The 21,426-nt window shown below is 63.7% G+C and carries 22 protein-coding genes; 13 read left to right on the top strand and 9 right to left on the bottom strand.

What is annotated here, in order from left to right:
• Nucleotides 1-796, top strand: a 796-nt coding sequence (gene xdhC / locus NKJ26_RS05375) for a xanthine dehydrogenase accessory protein XdhC (RefSeq protein ID WP_352694266.1), incomplete at its 5' end; no start/stop codon positions are given.
• Between the two features lie 84 nt (nucleotides 797-880).
• Here the strand turns inward: xdhC and NKJ26_RS05370 are convergent.
• A complete protein-coding gene (locus NKJ26_RS05370) occupies nucleotides 881-1,801 on the bottom strand; it encodes a LysR family transcriptional regulator (RefSeq protein WP_352600140.1) in 921 nt (306 codons plus the stop codon).
• A gap of 139 nt (nucleotides 1,802-1,940) precedes the next feature.
• On the opposite strand from NKJ26_RS05370, the gene NKJ26_RS05365 reads away from it, so the two are divergent.
• The 4 genes from NKJ26_RS05365 to NKJ26_RS05350 all read left to right on the top strand — a co-directional run bounded on the left by NKJ26_RS05365 (nucleotide 1,941) and on the right by NKJ26_RS05350 (nucleotide 6,370).
• Entirely contained in the window at nucleotides 1,941-3,158 is a 1,218-nt protein-coding gene (locus NKJ26_RS05365) for a urate hydroxylase PuuD (RefSeq protein WP_352694264.1), read from the top strand.
• A 1-nt stretch (nucleotide 3,159) separates the two neighbouring features.
• Nucleotides 3,160-4,473 (top strand): guanine deaminase, encoded by a 1,314-nt coding sequence (gene guaD / locus NKJ26_RS05360; protein ID WP_352694262.1) that lies wholly within the window; start codon nucleotides 3,160-3,162, stop codon nucleotides 4,471-4,473.
• Between the two features lie 75 nt (nucleotides 4,474-4,548).
• Complete coding sequence (locus NKJ26_RS05355; RefSeq protein WP_352694259.1) at nucleotides 4,549-5,055, top strand: heme-degrading domain-containing protein; 507 nt, start codon at nucleotides 4,549-4,551, stop codon at nucleotides 5,053-5,055.
• Between the two features lie 49 nt (nucleotides 5,056-5,104).
• Nucleotides 5,105-6,370, top strand: a complete 1,266-nt coding sequence (locus NKJ26_RS05350; RefSeq protein WP_352694257.1) for a glycerate kinase type-2 family protein — start codon at nucleotides 5,105-5,107, stop codon at nucleotides 6,368-6,370.
• Between the two features lie 9 nt (nucleotides 6,371-6,379).
• Here NKJ26_RS05350 and NKJ26_RS05345 read toward each other — a convergent pair whose 3' ends face one another.
• The 6 genes from NKJ26_RS05345 to NKJ26_RS05320 form a co-directional block, all read right to left on the bottom strand.
• Nucleotides 6,380-7,051 carry a UdgX family uracil-DNA binding protein gene (locus NKJ26_RS05345; RefSeq protein WP_352694255.1) on the bottom strand — a complete coding sequence of 224 codons (672 nt, stop codon included), beginning with the start codon at nucleotides 7,049-7,051 and terminating at the stop codon, nucleotides 6,380-6,382.
• A 62-nt stretch (nucleotides 7,052-7,113) separates the two neighbouring features.
• A complete protein-coding gene (locus tag NKJ26_RS05340; protein ID WP_352599899.1) occupies nucleotides 7,114-8,514 on the bottom strand; it encodes a glutamine synthetase family protein in 1,401 nt (466 codons plus the stop codon).
• A gap of 11 nt (nucleotides 8,515-8,525) precedes the next feature.
• A complete protein-coding gene (locus NKJ26_RS05335; RefSeq protein WP_352599901.1) occupies nucleotides 8,526-9,908 on the bottom strand; it encodes an aspartate aminotransferase family protein in 1,383 nt (460 codons plus the stop codon).
• Nucleotides 9,909-10,058: 150 nt separating this feature from the next.
• Entirely contained in the window at nucleotides 10,059-11,033 is a 975-nt protein-coding gene (locus tag NKJ26_RS05330; protein ID WP_352599904.1) for a WD40 repeat domain-containing protein, read from the bottom strand.
• 141 nt (nucleotides 11,034-11,174) lie between these two features.
• The gene (locus NKJ26_RS05325; RefSeq protein ID WP_352694252.1) at nucleotides 11,175-11,342 is read right to left on the bottom strand and encodes a type II toxin -antitoxin system TacA 1-like antitoxin; all 168 of its coding nucleotides are present in this window, start codon (nucleotides 11,340-11,342) and stop codon (nucleotides 11,175-11,177) included.
• A 24-nt stretch (nucleotides 11,343-11,366) separates the two neighbouring features.
• The gene (locus NKJ26_RS05320; RefSeq protein ID WP_352694250.1) at nucleotides 11,367-12,422 is read right to left on the bottom strand and encodes a CobW family GTP-binding protein; all 1,056 of its coding nucleotides are present in this window, start codon (nucleotides 12,420-12,422) and stop codon (nucleotides 11,367-11,369) included.
• A 266-nt stretch (nucleotides 12,423-12,688) separates the two neighbouring features.
• On the opposite strand from NKJ26_RS05320, the gene NKJ26_RS05315 reads away from it, so the two are divergent.
• The gene (locus tag NKJ26_RS05315) at nucleotides 12,689-13,273 is read left to right on the top strand and encodes an intradiol ring-cleavage dioxygenase (protein WP_352599910.1); all 585 of its coding nucleotides are present in this window, start codon (nucleotides 12,689-12,691) and stop codon (nucleotides 13,271-13,273) included.
• A 333-nt stretch (nucleotides 13,274-13,606) separates the two neighbouring features.
• Nucleotides 13,607-14,077: a MarR family winged helix-turn-helix transcriptional regulator gene (locus NKJ26_RS05310; protein ID WP_015314298.1), complete on the top strand. Its 471-nt coding sequence runs from the start codon at nucleotides 13,607-13,609 to the stop codon at nucleotides 14,075-14,077.
• Here the strand turns inward: NKJ26_RS05310 and NKJ26_RS05305 are convergent.
• The gene (locus NKJ26_RS05305; protein ID WP_352694247.1) at nucleotides 13,981-14,958 is read right to left on the bottom strand and encodes an AraC family transcriptional regulator; all 978 of its coding nucleotides are present in this window, start codon (nucleotides 14,956-14,958) and stop codon (nucleotides 13,981-13,983) included. The two genes, NKJ26_RS05310 and NKJ26_RS05305, sit on opposite strands and share 97 nt — an antisense overlap.
• A gap of 51 nt (nucleotides 14,959-15,009) precedes the next feature.
• Here NKJ26_RS05305 and NKJ26_RS05300 point away from each other — a divergent pair, with 51 nt between their 5' ends.
• The 5 genes from NKJ26_RS05300 (at nucleotide 15,010) to NKJ26_RS05280 (ending at nucleotide 19,121) form a co-directional block, all read left to right on the top strand.
• The gene (locus tag NKJ26_RS05300; protein ID WP_352694245.1) at nucleotides 15,010-15,417 is read left to right on the top strand and encodes a DUF2000 family protein; all 408 of its coding nucleotides are present in this window, start codon (nucleotides 15,010-15,012) and stop codon (nucleotides 15,415-15,417) included.
• 198 nt (nucleotides 15,418-15,615) lie between these two features.
• Nucleotides 15,616-16,500 (top strand): DMT family transporter, encoded by an 885-nt coding sequence (locus tag NKJ26_RS05295; RefSeq protein WP_352599917.1) that lies wholly within the window; start codon nucleotides 15,616-15,618, stop codon nucleotides 16,498-16,500.
• A 65-nt stretch (nucleotides 16,501-16,565) separates the two neighbouring features.
• Nucleotides 16,566-17,588: a LacI family DNA-binding transcriptional regulator gene (locus NKJ26_RS05290; RefSeq protein ID WP_352600142.1), complete on the top strand. Its 1,023-nt coding sequence runs from the start codon at nucleotides 16,566-16,568 to the stop codon at nucleotides 17,586-17,588.
• Complete coding sequence (locus tag NKJ26_RS05285; RefSeq protein ID WP_352694243.1) at nucleotides 17,585-18,583, top strand: 2-hydroxyacid dehydrogenase; 999 nt, start codon at nucleotides 17,585-17,587, stop codon at nucleotides 18,581-18,583. Before NKJ26_RS05290 ends, NKJ26_RS05285 begins: the two co-directional genes overlap by 4 nt.
• Before the next feature lie 139 nt (nucleotides 18,584-18,722).
• On the top strand, nucleotides 18,723-19,121 hold the full coding sequence (locus NKJ26_RS05280; protein ID WP_352694241.1) for a hypothetical protein: 399 nt from the start codon (nucleotides 18,723-18,725) through the stop codon (nucleotides 19,119-19,121).
• Here NKJ26_RS05280 and NKJ26_RS05275 read toward each other — a convergent pair whose 3' ends face one another.
• On the bottom strand, nucleotides 19,122-19,895 hold the full coding sequence (locus tag NKJ26_RS05275) for a gamma-glutamyl-gamma-aminobutyrate hydrolase family protein (protein WP_352694239.1): 774 nt from the start codon (nucleotides 19,893-19,895) through the stop codon (nucleotides 19,122-19,124).
• Between the two features lie 263 nt (nucleotides 19,896-20,158).
• On the opposite strand from NKJ26_RS05275, the gene NKJ26_RS05270 reads away from it, so the two are divergent.
• Nucleotides 20,159-21,268 (top strand): TRAP transporter substrate-binding protein, encoded by a 1,110-nt coding sequence (locus tag NKJ26_RS05270; protein ID WP_352694237.1) that lies wholly within the window; start codon nucleotides 20,159-20,161, stop codon nucleotides 21,266-21,268.
• Nucleotides 21,269-21,426: the final 158 nt, after the last annotated feature.

The following is a 21,426-nucleotide window of genomic DNA, read 5'->3' as shown; positions in this document are numbered from 1 at the left end:
CCGCCGGGTGGGGGCGCTTCGGGCCCGCGCGGGGGGCGGGGGCGCGGCCCGCGCCGGGCCGCCCCAAAAACCCCCCCCCCCCCCGCCCGCGGCGACCCCACCCGACGGCTTCGCCGCCACCCTCCCCTCAAGGGGGAGGGATACTCGCGCCACACTTGACGTGCCGCTCGGCCCCGAAATTGGCCAGTGCTGCGGCGGGCGTGTCGAAGTGCTGATCCGTCTCGTCGATGCGAAGTTGGCGCAGGAACTGATTGCCGCCGCGGAAGCAGAAGAAGCCCACCTGCCGCGTGTCTACATCTTCGGCGGCGGCCATGTCGGCCAGGCACTAGCCACGGCGGTGTCGCTTCTTCCCGTGCATGGCGTCGTGATCGAGACGCGAGCCGAGGCGCTGGAGGGCATGCCCGAAACCGTCGAGACGCGGCTGACGCCGATGCCCGAGGCCGAGGTGCGAAACGCTCCGGCCGGCACGGCGTTCGCTATTCTGACGCACGATCACGCACTGGATTTCCTGATCGTCGCCGAAGCGCTGAAACGCGGCGATGCGGCCTATGTCGGCATGATCGGCTCGAAGACCAAGAAAGCGACGTTCAGGAACTGGTTCCTGAAATCGGTGGATGGCAGCGAAGCGGAGTTTGCCCGCCTCGTCTCGCCGATCGGCGGCGACGCCGTTAGGGATAAGCGCCCGCAAGTCATCGCAGCGCTGGCCGCCGCTGAGATCATGACGGCTCTGGTCGTTCACGCCACAGCGTCAAATGCCGACCATTCGATCCCGCGCGGCAAGGTGATGGCCGGCTAGCGACTTGTTGTTTCGTTTCCAATCGACCGAACCATGCGTTCAGGGCGACGGCTAGCACTGGCCAACCGCCGCTCACGTCGGCTCCTATTTGCCGGCAAGAATGTCGTTGATCAGCCGCTGGCAGCGCTCGGCCATGAAGTCGAGCAACAGCCGCACCTTGGGGTCCTGCAGCTTCTTGTGCGGGTAGACGGCTGCGAACTGCACCGGCGTCGGTGGCGTGTTGCTCAAGATCACCTTCAGCCGTCGGTCTCGGATGAACGGCTCGACCTCGAAGCGCGGCTTGTTGATGATGCCGCGGCCCGATAGCGCCCAGCCGGTCAGCACATCGCCATCGTCGGTGTCGTAGGGGCCGTGCACTTCGAATTTCTGCGGGCCGGCCGGGGTTTGCAGCGTCCATACATATTCGCGCGCACCGGAATAACGCAGCATCAGGCAGTCGTGCTTCTTGCCGATCAGCTCCTGCGGCTCGACCGGTTCGCCGCGCGCCTCCAGATACTTCGGCGCCGCCACCAGCACGCGTTCGCATTCCATTATGCCGCGCATCCTGAGACTGGAATCCTCGATGATGCCGAGCCGGAAGGCGACGTCGATGCCTTCCTTCATGATGTCGACATTGTGGTCCGAGAGCCTGAGCCGTACCTCGATATCAGGGTATTTGTCGTGGAAATCGGGAATGCCCGAGGCCACCAGCCGGCGGCCGAGGCCGAGTGGCGCCGTTACCCGGATGGTGCCTCGCGGCTGGCCGGAAAGTGCTGAAACCGCCGCCTCGGCCTCGGTGATCGCCTCCAGCACCTGCTTGGCGCCTGAATAAAAAACCGTGCCATGTTCGGTCGGCATCAATTGCCGTGTGGTGCGGTTGAACAGACGCACGCCAAGATGCTTCTCCAGTTCCTTGATCCGGTTGGAGGCGACCGCCGGCGAAATGCGCATGTCGCGGCCCGCCGCCGACAGATTGCCGAGCTCGACGACGCGGACGAAGACGGCGATGTTGTCGAGATAGGCCATGCGGCGTTCCGTGGCTTTCATGCGGCTGCGTGGGACCACCCTAGTATTTTCCATTTTTTTTTGAAAGTCCTGGTGCGCCTCGCCTCTTTCCGTTTGCGCTCCAGCCCGTAAAGTCACCCAATCGGCAGGGACGACTTCAATGATGGATTTCGCGATTTTCTGGGACTGGCTGAGCTTCGCCATGCGCTGGCTGCATGTCATCACCGGCATCGCCTGGATCGGCTCGTCGTTCTACTTCGTCGCGCTGGATCTCGGCTTGCGCCAGCGTCCGGGCATGCCCGCCGGTGCCTTCGGCGAGGAATGGCAGGTGCACGGCGGCGGGTTCTACCATGTCCAGAAATATCTGGTGGCGCCGGCCGAAATGCCCGAGCACCTGACCTGGTTCAAATGGGAATCCTACGCCACCTGGCTGTCCGGCTTCGCCATGCTGTGCGTCGTCTACTATGCCGGTGCCGATCTGTTCCTGATCGACCCCAACGTGCTGCCAATGTCGGTGCCGGCCGGCATCCTGCTGTCCCTGGCGACGATCGGCGTCGGCTGGGTGGTCTACGACCTGTTGTGCCGCTCGCCGCTTGGCAAAAGCGATACCGGCCTGATGCTGGTGCTCTACTGCGTGCTGGTGTTCATCGCCTGGGGTTTGACCCATCTGTTCACCGGCCGCGCCGCTTTCCTGCATCTGGGCGCCATTACCGCGACGATCATGTCGGCCAATGTCTTCATGGTCATCATTCCCAACCAGAAAATCGTCGTCGCCGACCTCATCGCCGGCCGCAAGCCCGATCCGAAATACGGCAAGATCGCCAAGCAGCGCTCGCTCCACAACAACTACCTGACGCTGCCGGTGCTGTTCCTGATGCTGTCGAACCATTATCCACTGGCCTTCGGCACCCAGTTCAACTGGGTCATCGCCTCGCTGGTGTTCATCATCGGCGTGCTGATCCGGCACTATTTCAACAGCATCCATGCGCGCAAGGGCAACCCGACCTGGACCTGGATGGCGGCGCTTGTGCTTTTCGTCATCATCATCTGGCTATCGACCGCGCCCAAGGTGCTGACAGGAGAGCCCCGGGAAGCCGCCTCGGCGCAAATCTATGTCGCCTCGGCGCATTTCCCGGCCGTGCGCGACACCGTGCTCGGTCGTTGCTCGATGTGCCATGCGCAGGAGCCGGTCTATGAAGGCATCTACCATGCGCCCAAGGGGGTGATGCTGGACACAGACGCCGATATCGCCAACCACGCCCGCGATATCTATCTGCAGGCCGGCCGCAGCCACGCCATGCCGCCGGCCAATGTTTCGCAGATTACCGACAAGGAGCGGGCGCTGCTGGTGGCCTGGTTCGAAGGCGCGGGGAAATAGCATGACCTCGACACTCCTGCGCGGCCGCACACTGTCCTTTGTGCGTTGGCCCGAGACCATCGACGACCACTCCGCCTGGCGTTACGAGGAGGATGGCGGTCTGCTGATCCGCGATGGCAGGATCGCCGCCGCCGGCGCCTATGCCGATGTCGAGAAACAGGCTGGAGAGGACGCAAAAAAAATCGACCACCGGCCGCATCTTCTGCTGCCGGGCTTCATCGATGCCCATGTGCATTTTCCGCAGATGCAGATCATCGCCTCCTATGGCGCCGAACTGCTCGACTGGCTCAACACCTACACTTTCCCGGAAGAGACGAAGTTCGCCAACGCGCAGCATGGTCGCCGCATCGCGCGGCTGTTCCTCGACGAGATGGTGCGCCACGGCACCACCACGGTTGCCGCCTACTGCTCGGTGCACAAGGCCTCAGCCGAAGCCTTCTTCGCCGAGTCACACGACCGCAACATGCTCAACATCGCCGGCAAGGTGATGATGGACCGCAACGCGCCCGACGGCGTGCTCGACACGCCGCAATCCGGCTATGACGATACTAAGGCGCTGATCGCGGAATGGCACGGCAAGGGCCGGCAGCACTATGCCATCACGCCGCGCTTCGCCATCACTTCGTCGCCCGAACAGATGGAGATGGCCGGCGCGCTCTGCCGCGAACATGCCGACCTGCACATGCAGACGCATCTATCGGAAAACCACGCCGAGATCGCCTTCACCCAGGAACTCTATCCGCGGTCGCGCGACTACACCGACGTTTACGAACACTACGGGTTGTTGGGCAAGAAGAGCCTGTTCGGCCACTGCATCCATCTGTCGGAGCGCGAGGCGGATGCGCTTTCGGACAGCGGCTCGGTGGCCGTGTTCTGCCCGACCTCGAACCTGTTCCTCGGCTCCGGCCTGTTCGATTACCAGCGCTACCGCAAGCGTGACAAGGCGCTTCGGATCGCGGCCGCCACGGATGTCGGCGGCGGCACCAACTACTCCATGCTGCGCACCATGGACGAGGGCTACAAGGTGATCGCGCTGAACGGCGAGAAGCTCAACCCGTTCCAGTCCTTCTGGCAGATGACACGCGGCAATGCCGAGGCGCTGTCAGTGGCGGAAAAGATCGGCACGCTGGACGAAGGCACCGATGCCGACATCGTCGTGCTCGACGCCAAGGCAACGCCGGCGATGCGGCTCAGGATGGACACGGTCGAGACGCTGGCGCAGGAACTTTTTCTGCTGCAGACGCTGGGCGACGATCGCGCCGTGCGCGAGGTTTATGTGGCGGGTCGGCCGGCCAAGACCGATCTAGCAATTTAGAACGCTACGGCGTTCCTTGCTTGACAAGCGGCGATCATCGGTCAAAGCGTGCAGCGAAGTTGACAGGGGAACGACATGGCCGTTGCCGAAGACATCGCTCTGATCAAGAGACAGGAAGAGACCCTTGTCTTCCCGGCCTTCGATGAGGCTGTCGCTTTCAAGATCGGTTCGGCCATCCGCGACCGGGCCCTCGCCGAAAACATGCCTGTTATCGTCGACATCAGGACCTTCGACCGGCCGCTGTTCTATGCCGCCATGCCGGGCTCGAACGCTTCCAATCCCGACTGGGCGCGGCGCAAGATCAACGTCGTCAAGCGGTTCCTGAAAAGCACCTACCGCATGGTGCTGGAACAGCAGCGCCCTGATCGCACCTTCAAGATCGGTGAAGGCCTGGATATTGCCGACTATGTGCTGGCTGGCGGCGGCTTTCCGGTTGCGGTCAAGGGCGTCGGTGTCATTGGCGTCATCGCCGTCTCCGGGCTGCCGGAGCGCGAGGATCACGGCGTGGTGGTCGATGCGATCTGCGATCATCTGGGCGCCGACAAGCGCACGCTGGTGCTGCCACCGGAAACAAAGTCGTGACGTTGGCGCTGCCCTGCAAGAACACGCGCGACACTGATAGCGGCCGGATATGACCATTCTCGATCCCAAATCCTTCCTCACCTCCATCTTCAACGCCGCCGTCGCTGCCGCCGATCCCGAAAGAACCATCCGGGATCATTTGCCGGCCAAGCCCAAAGGCCGCACCATCGTCATAGGCGCGGGAAAGGGTTCGGCGCAGATGGCGGCGGCTTTCGAGAAAGTCTGGGATGGACCGATCGAGGGGCTGGTCGTCACCCGCTACGGCTATGGCGCTAAATGCAAGCGCATCGAGATCATCGAGGCGGCGCATCCGGTGCCTGACGCTAAAGGGCTCGAGGCCTCGCGCCGCCTGCTCGGGAAAGTCCAGGACCTGACAGCGGATGATCTGGTCGTGGCGCTGATTTCCGGCGGCGGTTCGGCGCTGCTGCCATCGCCTGCCGATGGCTTGACGCTCGCGGATGAGATCGCCGTCAATGAGGCGCTCCTCGCCTCCGGCGCGCCGATCGCGGCGATGAACACCATCCGCAAGCATGTCTCGACCATCAAGGGCGGCAGGCTGGCCGCAGCCGCCTGGCCGGCCAGGGTGGTGTCGCTGGTCGTTTCCGACATCCCCGGCGACAATCCGGCGCTGGTCGCCTCCGGTCCGACAGTGCCCGACACAGGCAGTCGCGAGGACGCGCTGGCGTCGATAGCAGCCTATGGCATGAACCTGCCGGCCCCGGTCATGGCGCACATCAATTCGCCGGCCGCCGACGCGCCAAGTCCCGGGAATGAGCGCTTTGCGCGCAACGAGGTGCATCTGATCGCCTCCGCCGGCGTCTCGCTCGAAGCCGCGGCAGCCGAAGCCAGGCGACAGGGCATAGAGGCCGTCATTCTCTCCGATGCCATCGAAGGCGAAGCGCGCGAGGTCGGCGGCGTGCATGCGGCCATCGCGCGCGAAGTGGCGACACGCGATCGTCCGTTCCGCAAGCCGGTGCTGATCTTGTCGGGCGGCGAGACCACGGTGACGCTGCGTGCGAAGGGCAAAGGCGGCCGCAACTCGGAATTCCTGCTTGCCTTCGCCCTAGGCATCAACGGCACGCAAGGCATTCACGCGCTGGCCGCCGATACCGACGGCATTGACGGTTCGCAAGACAATGCCGGCGCCTTCGCCGATGGCTCGACGGTGGCGCGCATGCGAGCGGCGGGCGTCGATGCCAAGGCGATGCTGGCCGCCAACAACGCCTGGACGGCTTTCAACGCGGTTGGCGATCTGTTTGTTCCCGGTCCGACCGGCACGAATGTCAACGATCTCAGGGCGATCCTGATCCGGTAGGCGCTCGGATCAGGCGGCCATCAGCTGCTTCACCTGCTTCATGTCGTGCAGGAACCGCTCACGCTCGGCTTCCTTGTCCGCACGCTCGCGGATGCGCAGGATGAAGGAGGGATGGATGGTGATGAACACACGCATGCCATCCTCACGCTCGATCGCCTGGCCGCGCATTTTCATGACCGGAACCGCCTTGCCCAGCAGCGACAATGCCGCTGTCGCGCCGAGCGCCACGGCGAGTTTCGGTTTGATCAGCTCGAACTCCTGGTCGAGCCACCAGCGGCAAGCCTGAACCTCGCCGGCATTCGGCTTGGAGTGAATGCGACGCTTGCCGCGCGGCTCGAACTTGAAGTGCTTGACCGCGTTGGTGACGTAGACTTTCTGGCGGTCGACCCCGGCGTCGTCCAGTATGGCATCGAATACCTTGCCGGCCGGACCGACGAAAGGGCTGCCGGCGAGATCTTCCTGATCCCCTGGCTGCTCACCGACGAAAATCACCTTGGCGCGGTCGGGGCCTTCGCCGAACACGGTCTGCGTCGCATCGCGCCACAGCGGGCAGCGGTGGCAAGCCTTCGCTACCTCGCGCAGCTCCGAAATCGAGGTGACGTCCGGCAACAGCTCGTCGGTCGGCCCGGAAATACGCCTGGCGGGCCTTTTCGCCTCATGCGGTTGGCCTGTCGTCACCATCATCCTGTCCTATCGGTTCTGACACTGAAATGGACGGGACGGACGATGGTTCCTCCGAGGTCTCAGACCTCGTGCAGATAGAGGTGATAGTCCAGTTCGCTGACCGTGCGCGCCACGCGCAGATATTCGGACTGCTTGATCGCCACGAAGGTGCGGTGCAGATCCTCGCCGAGCGCGCCCTTGAGGAAGCTGGATGCCCTGGCCGCTTCGATGGCGGCGCGCCAGTCGACCGGCATGGTCGTGCGCGTCACCGCTGCCTCATAGCCGTTTCCGGTCGTTTCGGGGCCGGGATCGAGGCCTTCGTCTAGGCCTTTGACGATACCGGCGAGCACCGTTGCCGCGATCAGATACGGATTGGCGTCGACGCCCGACGGCCGATGCTCGATGCGCCGGTTCCTGGCGTCGCCCGCCGGCACGCGCAGCGCCACCGACCGGTTGTTGACGCCCCAGCTCGGCGCCACCGGCGCATAGGATTGCGAGACGAAGCGCCGCCAGGAATTGGCGTGCGGCGCAAACACCAGCATCGATTCGGCCATCGTCTGGATCAGTCCGCCGAGACCGCGCAGCAGCGGCAACGACCAGCTTTCGCCGCCGGCCTCGGCAAAGACGTTCTTGCCCGCCTTGTCCTGGAGCGAGACGTGGAAATGCATGCCGGAACCAGCATATTTTTCGATCGGCTTGGCCATGAAGCAGGCGGTGACGCCATGGCGGCGCGCCTGCGCCCGCACCAGCCGCTTCAGCATGACCAGATCGTCGGCCGCCCGCATCACGTCCTTGCGGTAATTCAGCGTCAATTCGTACTGGCCGGGCGCATATTCGGAAATCACCGTCTCGGCCGGAATGCCTTGCGCTTTGGCTGCTGCATAGATGTCGGAGAACAGCGGCTCCATTCCGTGCAGATGGTCGACGGAATAGACCTCGGTCTTGCCCGAGATACGTCCGTCGAGCACGGCGCGCGCCGGCTGCACCTTGCCGTCGGCATCGCGCTCATTGGCAAGGAGAAAAAATTCGAGCTCGAAGGCGCCGGCCGGATAGAGACCCTTGGCCGCAAGGATGTCGACTTGTCGCGCCAGCGCCAGGCGCGGATCCGACGACATCGGCTGGCCGTCGAGGTGATACATCGCCATCAGGAGCTGGCCGCGCGGCGGGTTCGTGCCGTAGAGCGGCACCAGCGTGCCCGGGATCGGCCATGCCCTGAGATCGCCGTCGCCTGTGGTCCAGATCAGTCCGGTCTCGTGCACATCCTCGCCGGTGATGTCGAGGCCGAGGATCGAGATCGGCATATGCCGGCCGCCTTCGAAAATGCTTTTCAGCTCGTGCCGGCGCACGATCTTGCCACGGCCGACGCCATTGGCGTCGGTCAGCACGATATCGAAAGCTTCGATCTCGGGATGAGCGTCGAGAAAGGCTTGCGCCTCGGTGGGCGAAGACCCCGAAGGGGAGGTCACGATGGCGTTGTCCATGGCCGCTTGTCTCATGCCGCAAGCTTCGCCGCAACCGCGGCGAAGGCGGTGATCAGCCGGTTGACCTGAGCGCCTGTGGTCGCCGGCGAGATCAGCATCATGTTGTGAAACGGCGCGATCAGCACGCCGCGATTGACCAGCGCGACATGGATGGCCGCCTCCAGTTCCGGCGCATGCGCCACCTCCGCTTCGGCGCCGTTGCGCAAGGGGCCGGGTGCGCAGATGAACTCGACACGGGCACCGACGCGGGCAACATGCCAGGGCAGGCGGTAGCGGTCGATCACGCCGGTCAGCCCGGCATCGAGCCGCCGCGCAAGATGGTCCATGCGGTCATAATTCTCCGCCGTCATCACCTCTTCGAGCGTGGCGCGCATCGCCGCGAACTGGAGCGGATTGGCCGAGAGCGTCGTGCCCATGCCGGAATAACCGGGCTCTTTCGCTCTGTTGTAGGCGCCGTAGCGCGAGGCGACCTCGTCGCTCATGCCCCACACGCTTGCCGGCACGCCGCCGGCGATCGGCTTGCCCAGTACGAAAAAGTCCGGATCGAGCCCGTGTTTCCTGGTGTAGCCGCCGGGGCCGGTCGAGATCGTGTGCGTCTCGTCGATCAGGAGCAGTGTGCCGGTTTCGCGCGTCAGCTTGCGCAGCGCGTCGTGGAAACCAGGATCGGCCAGCACCATGCAGGAATTGGTCAGCACCGGCTCGGCGATGACGCAGGCGACATCCCCGTCCTTGAGCGCGGCTTCCAGCGCGGCAACGTCGTTGAATTCGATGACCTTCGCCGTTTTGGTCAGGTCGCGGAATTCGCCCGCCAGTCCCGGCCGGTTGACCGGCTTTCTGTCGATCAGCCGCACCATAGTCTCGTCGACGGAGCCGTGGTAACAGCCGTTGAAGACGAGAATCTTTTCCCGCCCGGTAATGGCGCGCGCAACGCGCAAGGCAAAGCGGTTGGCGTCGGTCGCCGTCGTCGCGATCTGCCAGAACGGCAGGCCGAAACGCTGTTCCAGCAACGGCCCGATGGCGAGCGCATCTTCCGAAGGCAGCATATAGGTCAGGCCGCGCCCCGCTTGGCGGCGGATCGCGCGTGCCACCGGCGGTGGCGAGTGGCCGAACATCGAACCGGTGTCGCCCAGGCAGAAATCGTCGAGCTTGATACCGTCGATGTCGGTGATGGTGGCGCCTTTGGCGCTGTCGACCAGGATCGGAAACGGCGTCGGCCAGTCGTTCATCCAGTGCATAGGCACGCCGCCGAAGAAACCCGGCAGGCCGTTGCCGGCCTTGGCCTGCGATTTCGGCCGCGCCTTGCGGAAGGCTGCCCCCTCGGTCTCGCGCAATTCGGCAATGCGGCCGCGGCCGATGCCGCCGATGGACGTCTGTGAAGTGCCGTTGCCGTGCATGAAAGCCCCCGTCGTCGGTCACTCTTAGCCAATGAGTGGCCGCAACCGCAATTGGCCGCGCGTCTACTCTGCGTTGGCTCAGACGGGAGTAGGGCAGTAGGGCAGTGTTCAGGCGCAGGTCTACTTTGCCCTTCCTACTGCCTTATTCCCTTACGCCGTGATGTCGATGACGCCGCAGTCGCCGGCAGCACTGCCGAAGGCGACGCGGCGTTCTTCCTTGTCCCACATCATCGAGGTGATGGCGCCCTTGCCCGGCCGGCGCAGCAGCACCTCCTTTGCGTCGGAAAACCGCACGGCCATCACCATGCCGTCATCATAGCCGACGGCGACGACATCCTGGCTCGGGTGGCAGGCGACTGATGTCACCATGGCGTTGCCGCGCGTGCCGAGCTCGAGCGGCGCTTTGCCCATCGGGCCGTCCTTGCCCGAAAACGGCCAGACGATCGCGGCCGGCGCGCCTGAACTCGCCAGCCATTTGCCTTTCACGCTCCACGACAGGCTTTTGACCTTGCCGGGATAGCCGCTCATGCGCATGTGCTTGCCGTCGGCCAACTTCCAGCCGTGCAGCGCGTTTTCCTGCATGGTGGTGACAACGAAGGCGCCATCGGGCGAGAAGGTGATGCCGGTATGGGCGCCGGCCCATTCCAGTTCGACCGGCTTGCCCTCGGCCGCCGGGAAATGCAGCGTCGCGCCATTGTAGCGAGCAACACCGAAACGCATGCCCTTGGGCGAGAAGGCCAGCCCCTCGACCGAACGCGGATGCACGAACTCCCTGGTCTTGCCGTCGGCAAAGCGCACGAAGGCGGTCTTGCCCGTCGCATAGGCGATAGCGCCTTGCGGCCCGGCGGTGACGCTGGTGATCCACTTCTTTCCGGTACTGGTCAGTTCGGTGGCCTCGCCCCCGGCCTTCACGGCAAACACCTTGCCGTCCTCGCCGCCAGTGATCAGCCGGTCGTTGGCGACATCATGGAAGGCGGCGAGCAACCCGTCATTGGCCTGCATTGTCTTGTGGCCATGATCGAGCCGGTGCACGGCGCCGTCGGCCAGCGCGAAATGCGGCACGTCACCGAGGAAGACGGCGGTGACGCAATGGCCTTCGAGATCAAGCGGGGCGACGGTTGGCATGGTTATCTTTGCTTGGCTGAACGGGATTGCAGACGCGGCTCGGGCTTACTCGACGTTTGCGGTTCCGGCAACCGTGCTGACAATCGGAGGGATCGGCATCCAAGGAGATCCAATCGCGCTGTTTCGCGATCATGGAGAACGTCACAGCGTGTTAGGCAACGTCGCCATCGCCTTGCGCAACTTGGCGTTGGGTTTGGGCGTGCGCCGCAGTAGATAAAGGATGCGCGCGAAATCGCGAGCAGATACCTTCACGGGCTCGGCCGCATCGATCGCGACCTGCTCGGTTTTGCCATCGGTAGATCTGGGCATCACCTGCTCCCCGCCGAACAACCACTACGCCTGGCAGGCGTCGAAGCTCTTCTTCAGCCGCTCGGCGTCGAGTTCGCGGCCGATGAACACCAGCCGGCTCTCATGTTTCTCACCGTCTTTCCAGGCGCGCTGGTGGTCGCCCTCGATGATCATGTGCACGCCCTGGATGACATAGCGCTCGTCGTCGCCCTTGAGCGCGATAATGCCTTTCAGCCGCAGGATGTTCGGGCCTTCCATCTGGGTGACCTTCTCGATCCAAGGGAAGAATTTCTTCGGATCCATCTCGCCGCCGCGCAGCGACACCGACTGCACCGTCACGTCATGGATGTCGGAAGGATGCGCGTGATGATGGTGGTCGTGCCCGTCATGATCATGGTGGTGATCGTGGCCGTCATGGTCGTGGTCATGATGATCATGATCGTCATGCGCCTCGAGAAAATGCGGGTCGTTCTCCAGCGCCCTGGACAGGTCGAAGGCGCCGCGGTCGAGCACTTCGGACAGGTCGACGCCGGCACGAGTGGTGCGATGGATCCTTGCCGCCGGATTGATGGCCCGGATCGTCGCCTCGACCTTGGCGAGTTCTTCGGCGGTGACGAGGTCGGTCTTGTTGAGCACGACGACGTCGGCGAAGGCGATCTGGTCCTCGGCTTCCCTGGAATCCTTGAGCCGCAGCGGCAGATGCTTGGCGTCGACCAGCGCCACCACTGCGTCGAGCCTGGTCTTGGAGCGCACGTCGTCGTCCATGAAGAAGGTCTGCGCCACCGGCACCGGATCGGCGAGCCCGGTGGTCTCGACGACGATGGCATCGAAGCGGCCAGGCCGGCGCATCAGGCCTTCGACGACGCGGATCAGGTCGCCGCGCACCGTGCAGCAGACGCAGCCATTGTTCATCTCGTAGATTTCCTCGTCGGATTCCACGATCAGGTCGTTGTCGATGCCGATCTCGCCGAATTCATTGACGATGACGGCGTAACGCCTGCCGTGGTTTTCCGACAGGATGCGGTTCAGCAGCGTCGTCTTGCCGGCACCGAGATAGCCGGTGAGAACGGTTACGGGGATCTGCGTCTGTGCGTCGCTCATGGCTTGCCTCGAAGTGACTGGGCCGCCAGAACGGCCCTCGGAAAAGGGATTGTCGGCTCCATATAGGATGTGCGTCGGGCTTTTGCACGAGGCAAACCGATGGTCCAAACAGGCTTGCCGACATTACCGAATTCATTGGCGAGAGCCGCCATCCTCGCCTAGATGAGAGAGCAGGAGGCAATGCGACGCCAATCGAGAGGCACGAAACGTCCGACAAGCCATCCTCCTTGTCGTTGAGCCGGCGCAGCGCGCTTGGCTTTATAGCGGTGACCGCCAGCGGCGGTGTCTTCCTGCCGGCCGCGGCACCAGCCGCCCAGTCTTCGGCCACTCGATCTTCGCCCGCCAAGGCCTCGCCCTATGCCGGGCTGGCTTTGTTCGAATCCGGCGCCGGCATCTGTGCCATAACGCCCGAGGTGACCGAGGGACCGTTCTACTTCGACCCGAAGCTCGAACGTGCCGAAATTACCGAAGGCAAGAAGGGCATAGCCCTTGACGTCCGGCTGCAGGTCGTCGACGCGGCCTGCCACCCGCTCGCCGGCGTTCGCGTCGACATCTGGCATTGCGATGCACAAGGCGCCTATTCGGGCTACCCCGGACAAGGTGACGGCAGGGATGTCGACACGTCGGGTCAGACGTTTCTGCGCGGCTGGCAAAGGACTGACGCCAGCGGCATCGTTTCCTTCGACACCATCTATCCCGGCTGGTATCGCGGCCGAACCACTCATATCCACTTCAAGGTCTTCCCCGACGGCAATTCGGTGATGACCGGCCAGTTGTTTTTCCCCGACAGCCTCAGCGAGCAGATCTTCACCGCCGTCGCGCCCTACGATGACCGGCCCGCTATGACGTGACACCTCGAACGCCAGCGACGGCATCGCCAGCCAAGCCGGATCGCTGTCGCAGGCCGCACTGCGCGAGGTGGAGGACGCTTACCAGGCGCTGATGATTGTCGCGGTGAAGCCCGGCTGAAAGGTTCACGCTCGTGCTCGCCCGCGGCGAAAACCCCCAGCCGCGACAACTCGTTTGTCATCTAACTGAAATAAACATCTGGCATTGGCCACGGCGGACACCACAATGCTTGCCGGCAAAGCTGTTTGGGCGCCGGAAATCTTTTCTATCGTCGATTGCCAACCGGCCGGCTGCGTCTATGCTGTACGCACCGGTACGGCCGAAGAGGGATGACCATGGCCAAGGCGGACAAGACTGCGACAATGAGCCGGCTGCATTCGGCGGCAAGGCTGGCAAGAACGGCGCTGGCGGCGCGGCTTCTGGCGCACGGCTTCTATGCCGGCCAGGACCAGATCATGCTGGCGCTCGACCGCGAAGACGGCCAGACGCCGGGTAATCTTGCCGGTCGTCTCGGCGTGCGCCCGCCGACCATCACCAAAACCATCAACCGGCTGCAGGCGCAGGGTTTTCTGGAAAAGCGCGCCTCCGATTCCGATGCGCGCCAGGCGCACATCTTCCTCACCGATACCGGCCGCGAAACCATCCGCGCCATCGAGAAATCGGTGAAGAAGACCGAAAAGCAGGCGCTGAAAGGTCTCGACAAGAAGGATCAGAAGGCGCTGTTCAAGCTGCTGGCCCGCATCGAGGCCAACCTGTCGAACGAGGAACTGGTATTGATCGACGACGACGCCGAGTCGGACGACTGATCGTCGGCACGAGCGATCAGGCCGCCATAGCGGCCGACCAGCGAAGACCAGCGTCCCGGCGTCATGCCGAATGCCTTCTTGAACTGCCTGTTGAAATGGCTCTGGTCGCTGAAGCCTGTCTCGGCGGCGATCTGCGCCAACGGTTCCCCGGTCACGATCATCCGCCGCGCGCTCTGAAGCCGGCGCATCAGCAGGAAACGATGTGGGCTGGTGGAGAAGGCGGCGCGGAAATGCCGCGACAAGCCGTAACGGTCCAGCCCGGTAATCGCCTCCAGTTCGCCGGAACGCACCGGGCGAGTGAAGTTTTCCGTCAGATAGTCCCGCGCCAGCGCAGCCGCCCGCCATGCCGTCCTGGGCATCGGCTTTGCCGGCTGGCCGGCATGGTGGGCGAGGCCTTGCATCAATTGTGCGAGGAAGTCGGCCACGAACAGTTCATCGAGTTCCTGCTGCAAAGGCCCCAGCGCCGAAAGCAAAATCGTGCGCAAGCGTCCATCCGTCAGCACGGCATCCCCGACGAAGGGCAGCGACGCGCGGCCGAGGCAGTCGAGCATCATCGACGGTTCGAGATAAAGCATTCGGTAGCGCAGCCCATCCTCGGTGCCCGCGCCGCCGTCATGCAGTTCGTCGGGATGCAGCAGGATGATCTGGCCAGGCAGGCTCTGGCGCGCAGCGCCGCGATAGCGAAATGTCTGCACGCCTCGTAGCGTCACTCCGATCGCATAGGTGTCGTGACGATGCAGGTCGAACGCGTTGCCGCGGAAGCGCGCCTCGATCCGCTCCATGCCGACAGGGTCGGGAGCGGAGATGATGCAGTTTTCCGCCGCATCAGCGCACAAACGTCCAAGACCCTCGAAGGCTTGGCTGCCTAGATCGTGCGGCATGTTCTCCTTCAGCCTCGCATTGGGGCGCAACCTCGAATTGGCCAGTGTCTCATGTTCGATACGAAATTTGCAATCGTGCTCAGGGATGATCTGCCGGTCTGGCAGAAGCTCAACGTCACCGCCTTCCTGACCAGCGGCATCGTCGCCCAGTTTCCCGATATCATCGGCGAGCCCTACCGCGATCGCGCCGGCACTCTCTACAATCCGCTGTCGGTCCAGCCGGTTATCGTGCTGTCGGCCGACCAGGTCACGCTCGGCACGATCCATCGGCGCACGCTGGAGCGCGGCGTGATGGCATCGCTCTACGTCGAGGAGATGTTCTCGACCGGATTTGACGCGGCTAACCGCGCCGTCTTCGCAGAATTCGCGCCTGAAGACGCCAAGGTGGTCGGCTTGGCTCTGCGCGCCGAAAAGAAGGCCGTCGACAAGATCACCAAGGGCGCCCGCATGCACGCCTAGCACCAGCAGATGAACTGAGCCTGCCGACAACTGTTGTTGTGCCAGCCGGCTCTGGCGTTTCGGCGGGCGACAATTGGCTTGCCGGCGTGCGGCATTTCCCGCAAAGGTGGGCCTCAGCCCAGCTTTCCATCCGGCCTGCAAGTGAGTGCTTCCCAAAGATATCCAGAAAGCGCAACGCCCCCGGTGGCGATCCTGTGCATGCTTTCCACCTACGTCTTTTTCACCTTCCTCGACACCAGCAGCAAATATCTCGTCCTTGCCGGCATTTCGGCGCTGATCGTCGCCTGGGTGCGCTTTGCCGTGCATGTCGTGCTGGTAGGCGCGCTGCTGCGCGGCTGGCGCGAACCGGCGCGGTTTCGCCCGGTCAACCTGCCGGCGCATATCCTGCGCGGTGTATTCCTGTTCGGGTCGACCATGTTCAACGTTTTGGCGTTGCGATCCCTGCAATTGGCCGAGACGACCTCGATCTATTTCTTCGGGCCGATGGTGATAACGGCCCTCGCCGGGCCGCTGCTCGGCGAATGGGCCGGTTGGCGGCGCTGGCTGGCGATCCTGGCCGCCTTTGCCGGCGTCCTGATCATCACCCGGCCAGGCGTCGGGGTCTTCGGCGTCGGGCACCTTTTCGCGCTCGGCTCGATGCTGTCGAACTGCTTCTACGTCATCATGACGCGCCGCATGTCGACGACCGAGACCTCGGAGAGCCTCATCCTGTTTTCGGCGTTGGCGCCGGCGGTGCTGCTTTTGCCCTTGCTGCCGTTTTCGGTTTCGGTGCCGCATGACGGCTGGCACTGGTTCGTCCTGCTCATGCTTGGCGTGTTCGGCGTCGTCGGCCACTGGCTTCTGGTCCAGGCCTATCGGCTGGCAACGACCACCGCACTGGCGCCCTATCCCTATTCGCAGATGGTGTGGATGATCCTTTCCGGCTGGGTCGTGTTCGAGCAGTTTCCCGACCGCTGGACTTTGGTCGGCGCCGCCATCATCGTCGCCAGCGGCCTCTACATCGTCCATCGCGAGCATCGGCTTCGGCTGCGCAGCCGCGCGGCCTCGGATGTCGAGGCGCAAGCGCTGGCAAAAAAACTTTGATTTGGCCTCGATCGATGGCATAAGGCCGCCCTTAAACAGTTTAAAAAAACGACGGGGAGCGAAGGCTGGCACAGAAGATCAAGCTGTCGACGATCGCGGACGCGCTCGGCGTATCCACGGCCACGGTGTCACTGGCGTTGCGCGACAGTCCGCTCGTGGCGGGCTTGACGCGCGACCGCATCAAGGAACATGCCCGCGCCATCGGCTATATCTATAACCGCCGCGCCGCCAGCCTGCGCACCTCGCGCTCTGGCATCGTCGGCGTGGTCGTGCATGACATCATGAACCCGTTCTTCGCCGAGATCCTGCGCTCGATCGAAAGCGAGCTCGACCGCAGCCGGCAGACCTTCATCCTGTCCAACCACTACGACCAGCTCGAGAAGCAGCGCACCTTCATCGACACGCTTTTGCAGCTCGGCGCCGATGGCGTCATCATGTCGCCGGCCATCGGCACACCGGCGTCCGACATCCTGATGGCCGAGGAGAACGGCTTGCCGGCGGTGCTGATCGCCCGCACCGTCGAAGGCGCCGACGTGCCGGTCTTTCGCGGCGACGACGCCTACGGCACCGGGCTCGCCACCAACCATCTGATCTCGCTTGGCCATAAGCGCATCGCCATGATCGGTGGCACCGACCAGACCTCCACCGGCCGCGACCGCTACCAGGGCTATGTCAACGCCATGGAGGCGGCCGGCCTTGAAGTCAGGCCGGCCTGGCGCATCGCCGGCCCGCGCACCAAGCAGGCCGGTTTTGAAGCCGCCGGGCAGTTCCTGGCGCTGAAGGACAGGCCGACGGCCGCCTGCTGCTGGAACGACCTCGTTGCCATCGGGCTGATGAACGGCATTGCACGTGCCGGCCTCGTGCCGGGCGTCGACATCTCCGTCACCGGCTATGACGATCTCGAAGAAGCGGCCATCGCCACCCCGGCGCTGACCACCGTCTGGAACGGCCAGCGCGAAGTTGGCCGCCGCGCCGCCAGCGCGCTGCTCGACAAGCTTAACGGGCAGACGGTGCGGCCCTCGCAGGAATTGATCAAGCCGGAACTGCATGTGCGCCAGTCGACCGGCAAGCCGGTGGAGCGTGCATGACCAAGGCCGAACAACTGCAAACCGTCGCAATTCTGGTGCCGGGCGATTTCAATGATCATGCGATCGCCCGCATCGACCGCACATTCAGGCGTGTCGGAATCGAGCGCGCCGATCCGGCGCTGGTCACCGATGAAATGCGCCGCGACGTACGTGGCATCGCGTCGTTTGCCGGCATCAACGCTGCGATGATGGATGCGCTGCCCAATCTCGAACTTATCGCCTCTTTCGGCGTCGGTTATGATTCGGTCGATGTCGGCCATGCCGCCGCGAAGAACATCATGGTCACCAACACGCCGGACGTGCTGACCGAGGAGGTCGCCGACACCGCGATCGGGCTGCTGATCAACACCGTCCGCGACCTGCCGCGCGCCGAGACCTGGCTCCGCGACGGCAGTTGGGCGCGCAAGGGCAACTATCCGCTGAGCCGGCTGACCTTGCGCGGTCGCAGCGTCGGCATTTTCGGCATGGGCCGCATCGGGCAAGCCATTGCCCGCCGGCTGGAAGCCTTTGGCTTGCCGGTTTCCTACCACAACCGGCGCCGTGTCGAAGGTCTTTCCTACCAATATCATTCGACGCTGAAGGGCCTTGCCGAAGCGGTCGATACACTGATTTCGGTGGCGCCCGGCGGCGCCTCGACGGAGAAGGCCGTCAACGCCGAAATCCTGTCGGCGCTTGGCGCGAACGGGGTTTTCGTCAATATCGGCCGCGGCAGTACGGTCGACGAGCCGGCACTTGCGGCAGCGCTGGCCGACGGCATCATCGCTGCTGCCGGCCTCGATGTCTTTGCCGACGAACCGAACGTGCCCAAGAGCCTGCTCGACGCGCCGAACACTTCGCTGTTGCCGCATGTCGGCTCGGCGTCGGAGCATACACGCCGCGCCATGGCGGATCTCTGCGCCGACAATCTGGTCTCCTGGTTCAGCGAACGCCGGCCGCTGACGCCGGTGCCGGAGACGGCGAATGTAAAGGCCAGCGCCATTCCAGGAAAAGTGTGAAACGGCTTTCCGTTCTGATTTGCGACAAAGAGATCGAGCGGTTCTGCGGCTTGAGCCGCGGGTTGCCACGCTTGTTAACTTCAGCTTAACCCTTTGAAATCATTTTTTCACCCTACCCGTGTAGTGGATGAAGATCAGGATGAGGACACTTTCCGCATTGATCGCCGCAACCGCGCTGTTCGGCGGCATTCAGCTGTTTCATGACGGCAGTGGTGAAGGTGCTGCCGATGAGGCAGCACCGCCTAACACCTACAGGTTGGCGGCCAATGGCGACGAGGCGGCGTGCGCGGTCAGCCGGGGCACCGAAATTTCCGATGGCTTGTCGCTGCTCACCCTGGCCCCGACATGCCGCCGGCTACTGCCCGGCATCGAGCAGGCGAAATTCTGGCGCGAACAAAACGACGGCACGGTCGCCTTCAGTGCCAACGGCGTCGATCCGATCGTGACCTTCGCGGTTGCCGACGGCGAAGGCTACGAATCCTATGCGCCGGCGCTGCCGCTGCTGTCGCTGGCGGCCACCGGTGACTTGAGGGATTGATTATTCCGCTGCGGCGCGCGCGCCGGCCTTGGCCGCCGCGTGCAGCCGCACCGCATCGCCGAAGGCACCGAAAATCTTGGCCGAGTTGCTGTCCGAATTGACCCAATATTCCGGATGCCATTGCACGCCGACGGCGAAGGCGCGGGAGTTGCGCACCGAAACCGCCTCGACCGTGCCGTCGCCGGCGACGGCCTCGATCTGCAGCTTCGGGCCGAGCCGGTCGATCGCCTGGCGGTGCAGCGAATTGACCTTGACGTCGCCAGCACCGAACACGCCGGCCAGACAACTGCCTGGCTTGATCGAAATGGTCTGGTGGATGGCGAAGCGTTCGTCCTGTTTGTCGCTCACCGGCGCGCGGTGGTCGAGCGAACCCTCTCTCTCCTGGATCTCGGTGCCCAGCGTGCCGCCCAACGCCACGTTCATCTCCTGGATGCCGCGGCAGATGGCGAGCAGCGGCACGCCGCGCTCGATCGCCCGACGGATCAGCGGCAGCGTGGTGGCGTCGCGCGCTGGATCGTACGGACCGTTGGCCTCGCTGGCGTCGCCGCCGTAAAGCGAGGGGTGCACATTGGATTTGGAGCCCGTCACCATGACGCCGTCGACCGACGACAGGAGTTCGTCAAAGTCGAGCCTGTCGCCGAATGAGGGCACCAGCAGCGGGAAAACGCCCGCACCCGCGATCGCCGCTTCCAGATATTGCTGCGGAGCTGCATGCCAGGTGTAGTTGTCGAACTGACGGACGTCGGTCGATATGGCGACGAGCGGTTGATGCATTTTGGCTCTGTTTTCCATCTGGGCAAGAAATATCCTGCCTTCAAAATAGGCGATCCCTAGGCATTTTTCCATGCCAAGTTTCGGCATGTCGCATGGGCCAGCAAACGCCTTGTTAGACTATAGTTGCAGGGTTGCATCGCGTGCCCATCAAATCCGGCCGCTGTGCTGGACTCGACTTCTTGCCCGTGTATTGTTTCGCTAAGCCGATACGGGAACAGAGGATTCCCGGAGTTCGGTCAGTGATCCAAAAAGGGAGGAACTGCATGGATCGTCGTTCATTCATTCGCAAGGCCGGCGTCACCGGTGTCGGTGCTGCGGCAGCGGCGGCCACGCTTGCCGCACCCGCCATTGCCCAATCCAATCCCAAGGTGACGTGGCGGCTTGCGTCATCCTTCCCAAAGTCGCTCGACACCATTTATGGCGGCGCCGAAGTGTTCTCCAAGATGCTGTCGGAAGCCACCGACGGCAACTTCCAGATCCAGGTGTTCGCAGCCGGCGAACTTGTTCCCGGCCTGCAGGCCGCCGACGCCACTACGGCCGGCACGGTCGAGGCCTGCCACACGGTTGCATATTACTACTGGGGCAAGGACCCGACATGGGCGCTCGGGGCCGCGGTTCCTTTCTCGCTCAACGCACGCGGCATGAACGCCTGGCACTACCATGGCGGCGGCATCGACCTGTTCAACGAGTTTCTCGCCACGCAGGGCCTTTTCGGCCTGCCGGGCGGCAACACCGGCGTGCAGATGGGCGGTTGGTTCCGCAAGGAGATCAACACGGTCGCCGATCTCGCCGGCCTCAAGATGCGCATCGGCGGCTTTGCCGGCAAAGTGGTGCAGAGGCTCGGTGTCGTGCCGCAGCAGATCGCCGGCGGCGACATCTATCCGGCGCTGGAAAAAGGCACCATCGACGCCGCCGAATGGGTCGGTCCCTATGACGACGAGAAGCTCGGCTTCTACAAGGTCGCGCCCTATTACTACTATCCCGGCTGGTGGGAAGGCGGCCCGACCGTCCACCTGATGTTCAACAAGGCGAAATATGACGAGCTTTCGCCGACCTACAAGTCGCTTCTACGCACCGCCGCCCAGGCCGCCGATGCCAACATGCTGCAGAAGTATGATTACCTGAACCCTCCGGCGGTGAAACGGTTGGTGGCCGGCGGCGCCAAACTGCGGCCGTTCAGCCAGGACATCATGGCCGCCTGCTTCGAAAAGGCGAACGAAGTCTATGCCGAAATGGAAGCCTCCAACGCGCCTTTCAAGAAGATCTGGGATTCGATCAAGGGCTTCCGCAAGGAGCACTATCTCTGGGCTCAGGTAGCCGAGTACAACTACGACACCTTCATGATGGTTCAGCAGCGCAACGGCAAGCTCTAGGCGCTGCAACTGCTTGCGCCGGCTAATGATCAAGTCTGCGCCGCCCTCATCCGCCTGCCAGCTCACTTCTCCCCGTCACTATACGGGGAGAAGTGCCCGGTCCACCCTCAGCAGCTGCAGCTGCTGCGGAGGACGGGCAGGGCGATGAGGGGCAGCGC

The sequence above is a fragment of the Mesorhizobium sp. M0152 genome (assembly GCF_040322415.1).
In the GTDB taxonomy this organism is placed as follows: Bacteria; Pseudomonadota; Alphaproteobacteria; order Rhizobiales; family Rhizobiaceae; genus Mesorhizobium.
Note: the sequence above shows the minus strand (reverse complement) of the source record. Positions and strands in the feature narration are given on the sequence as shown.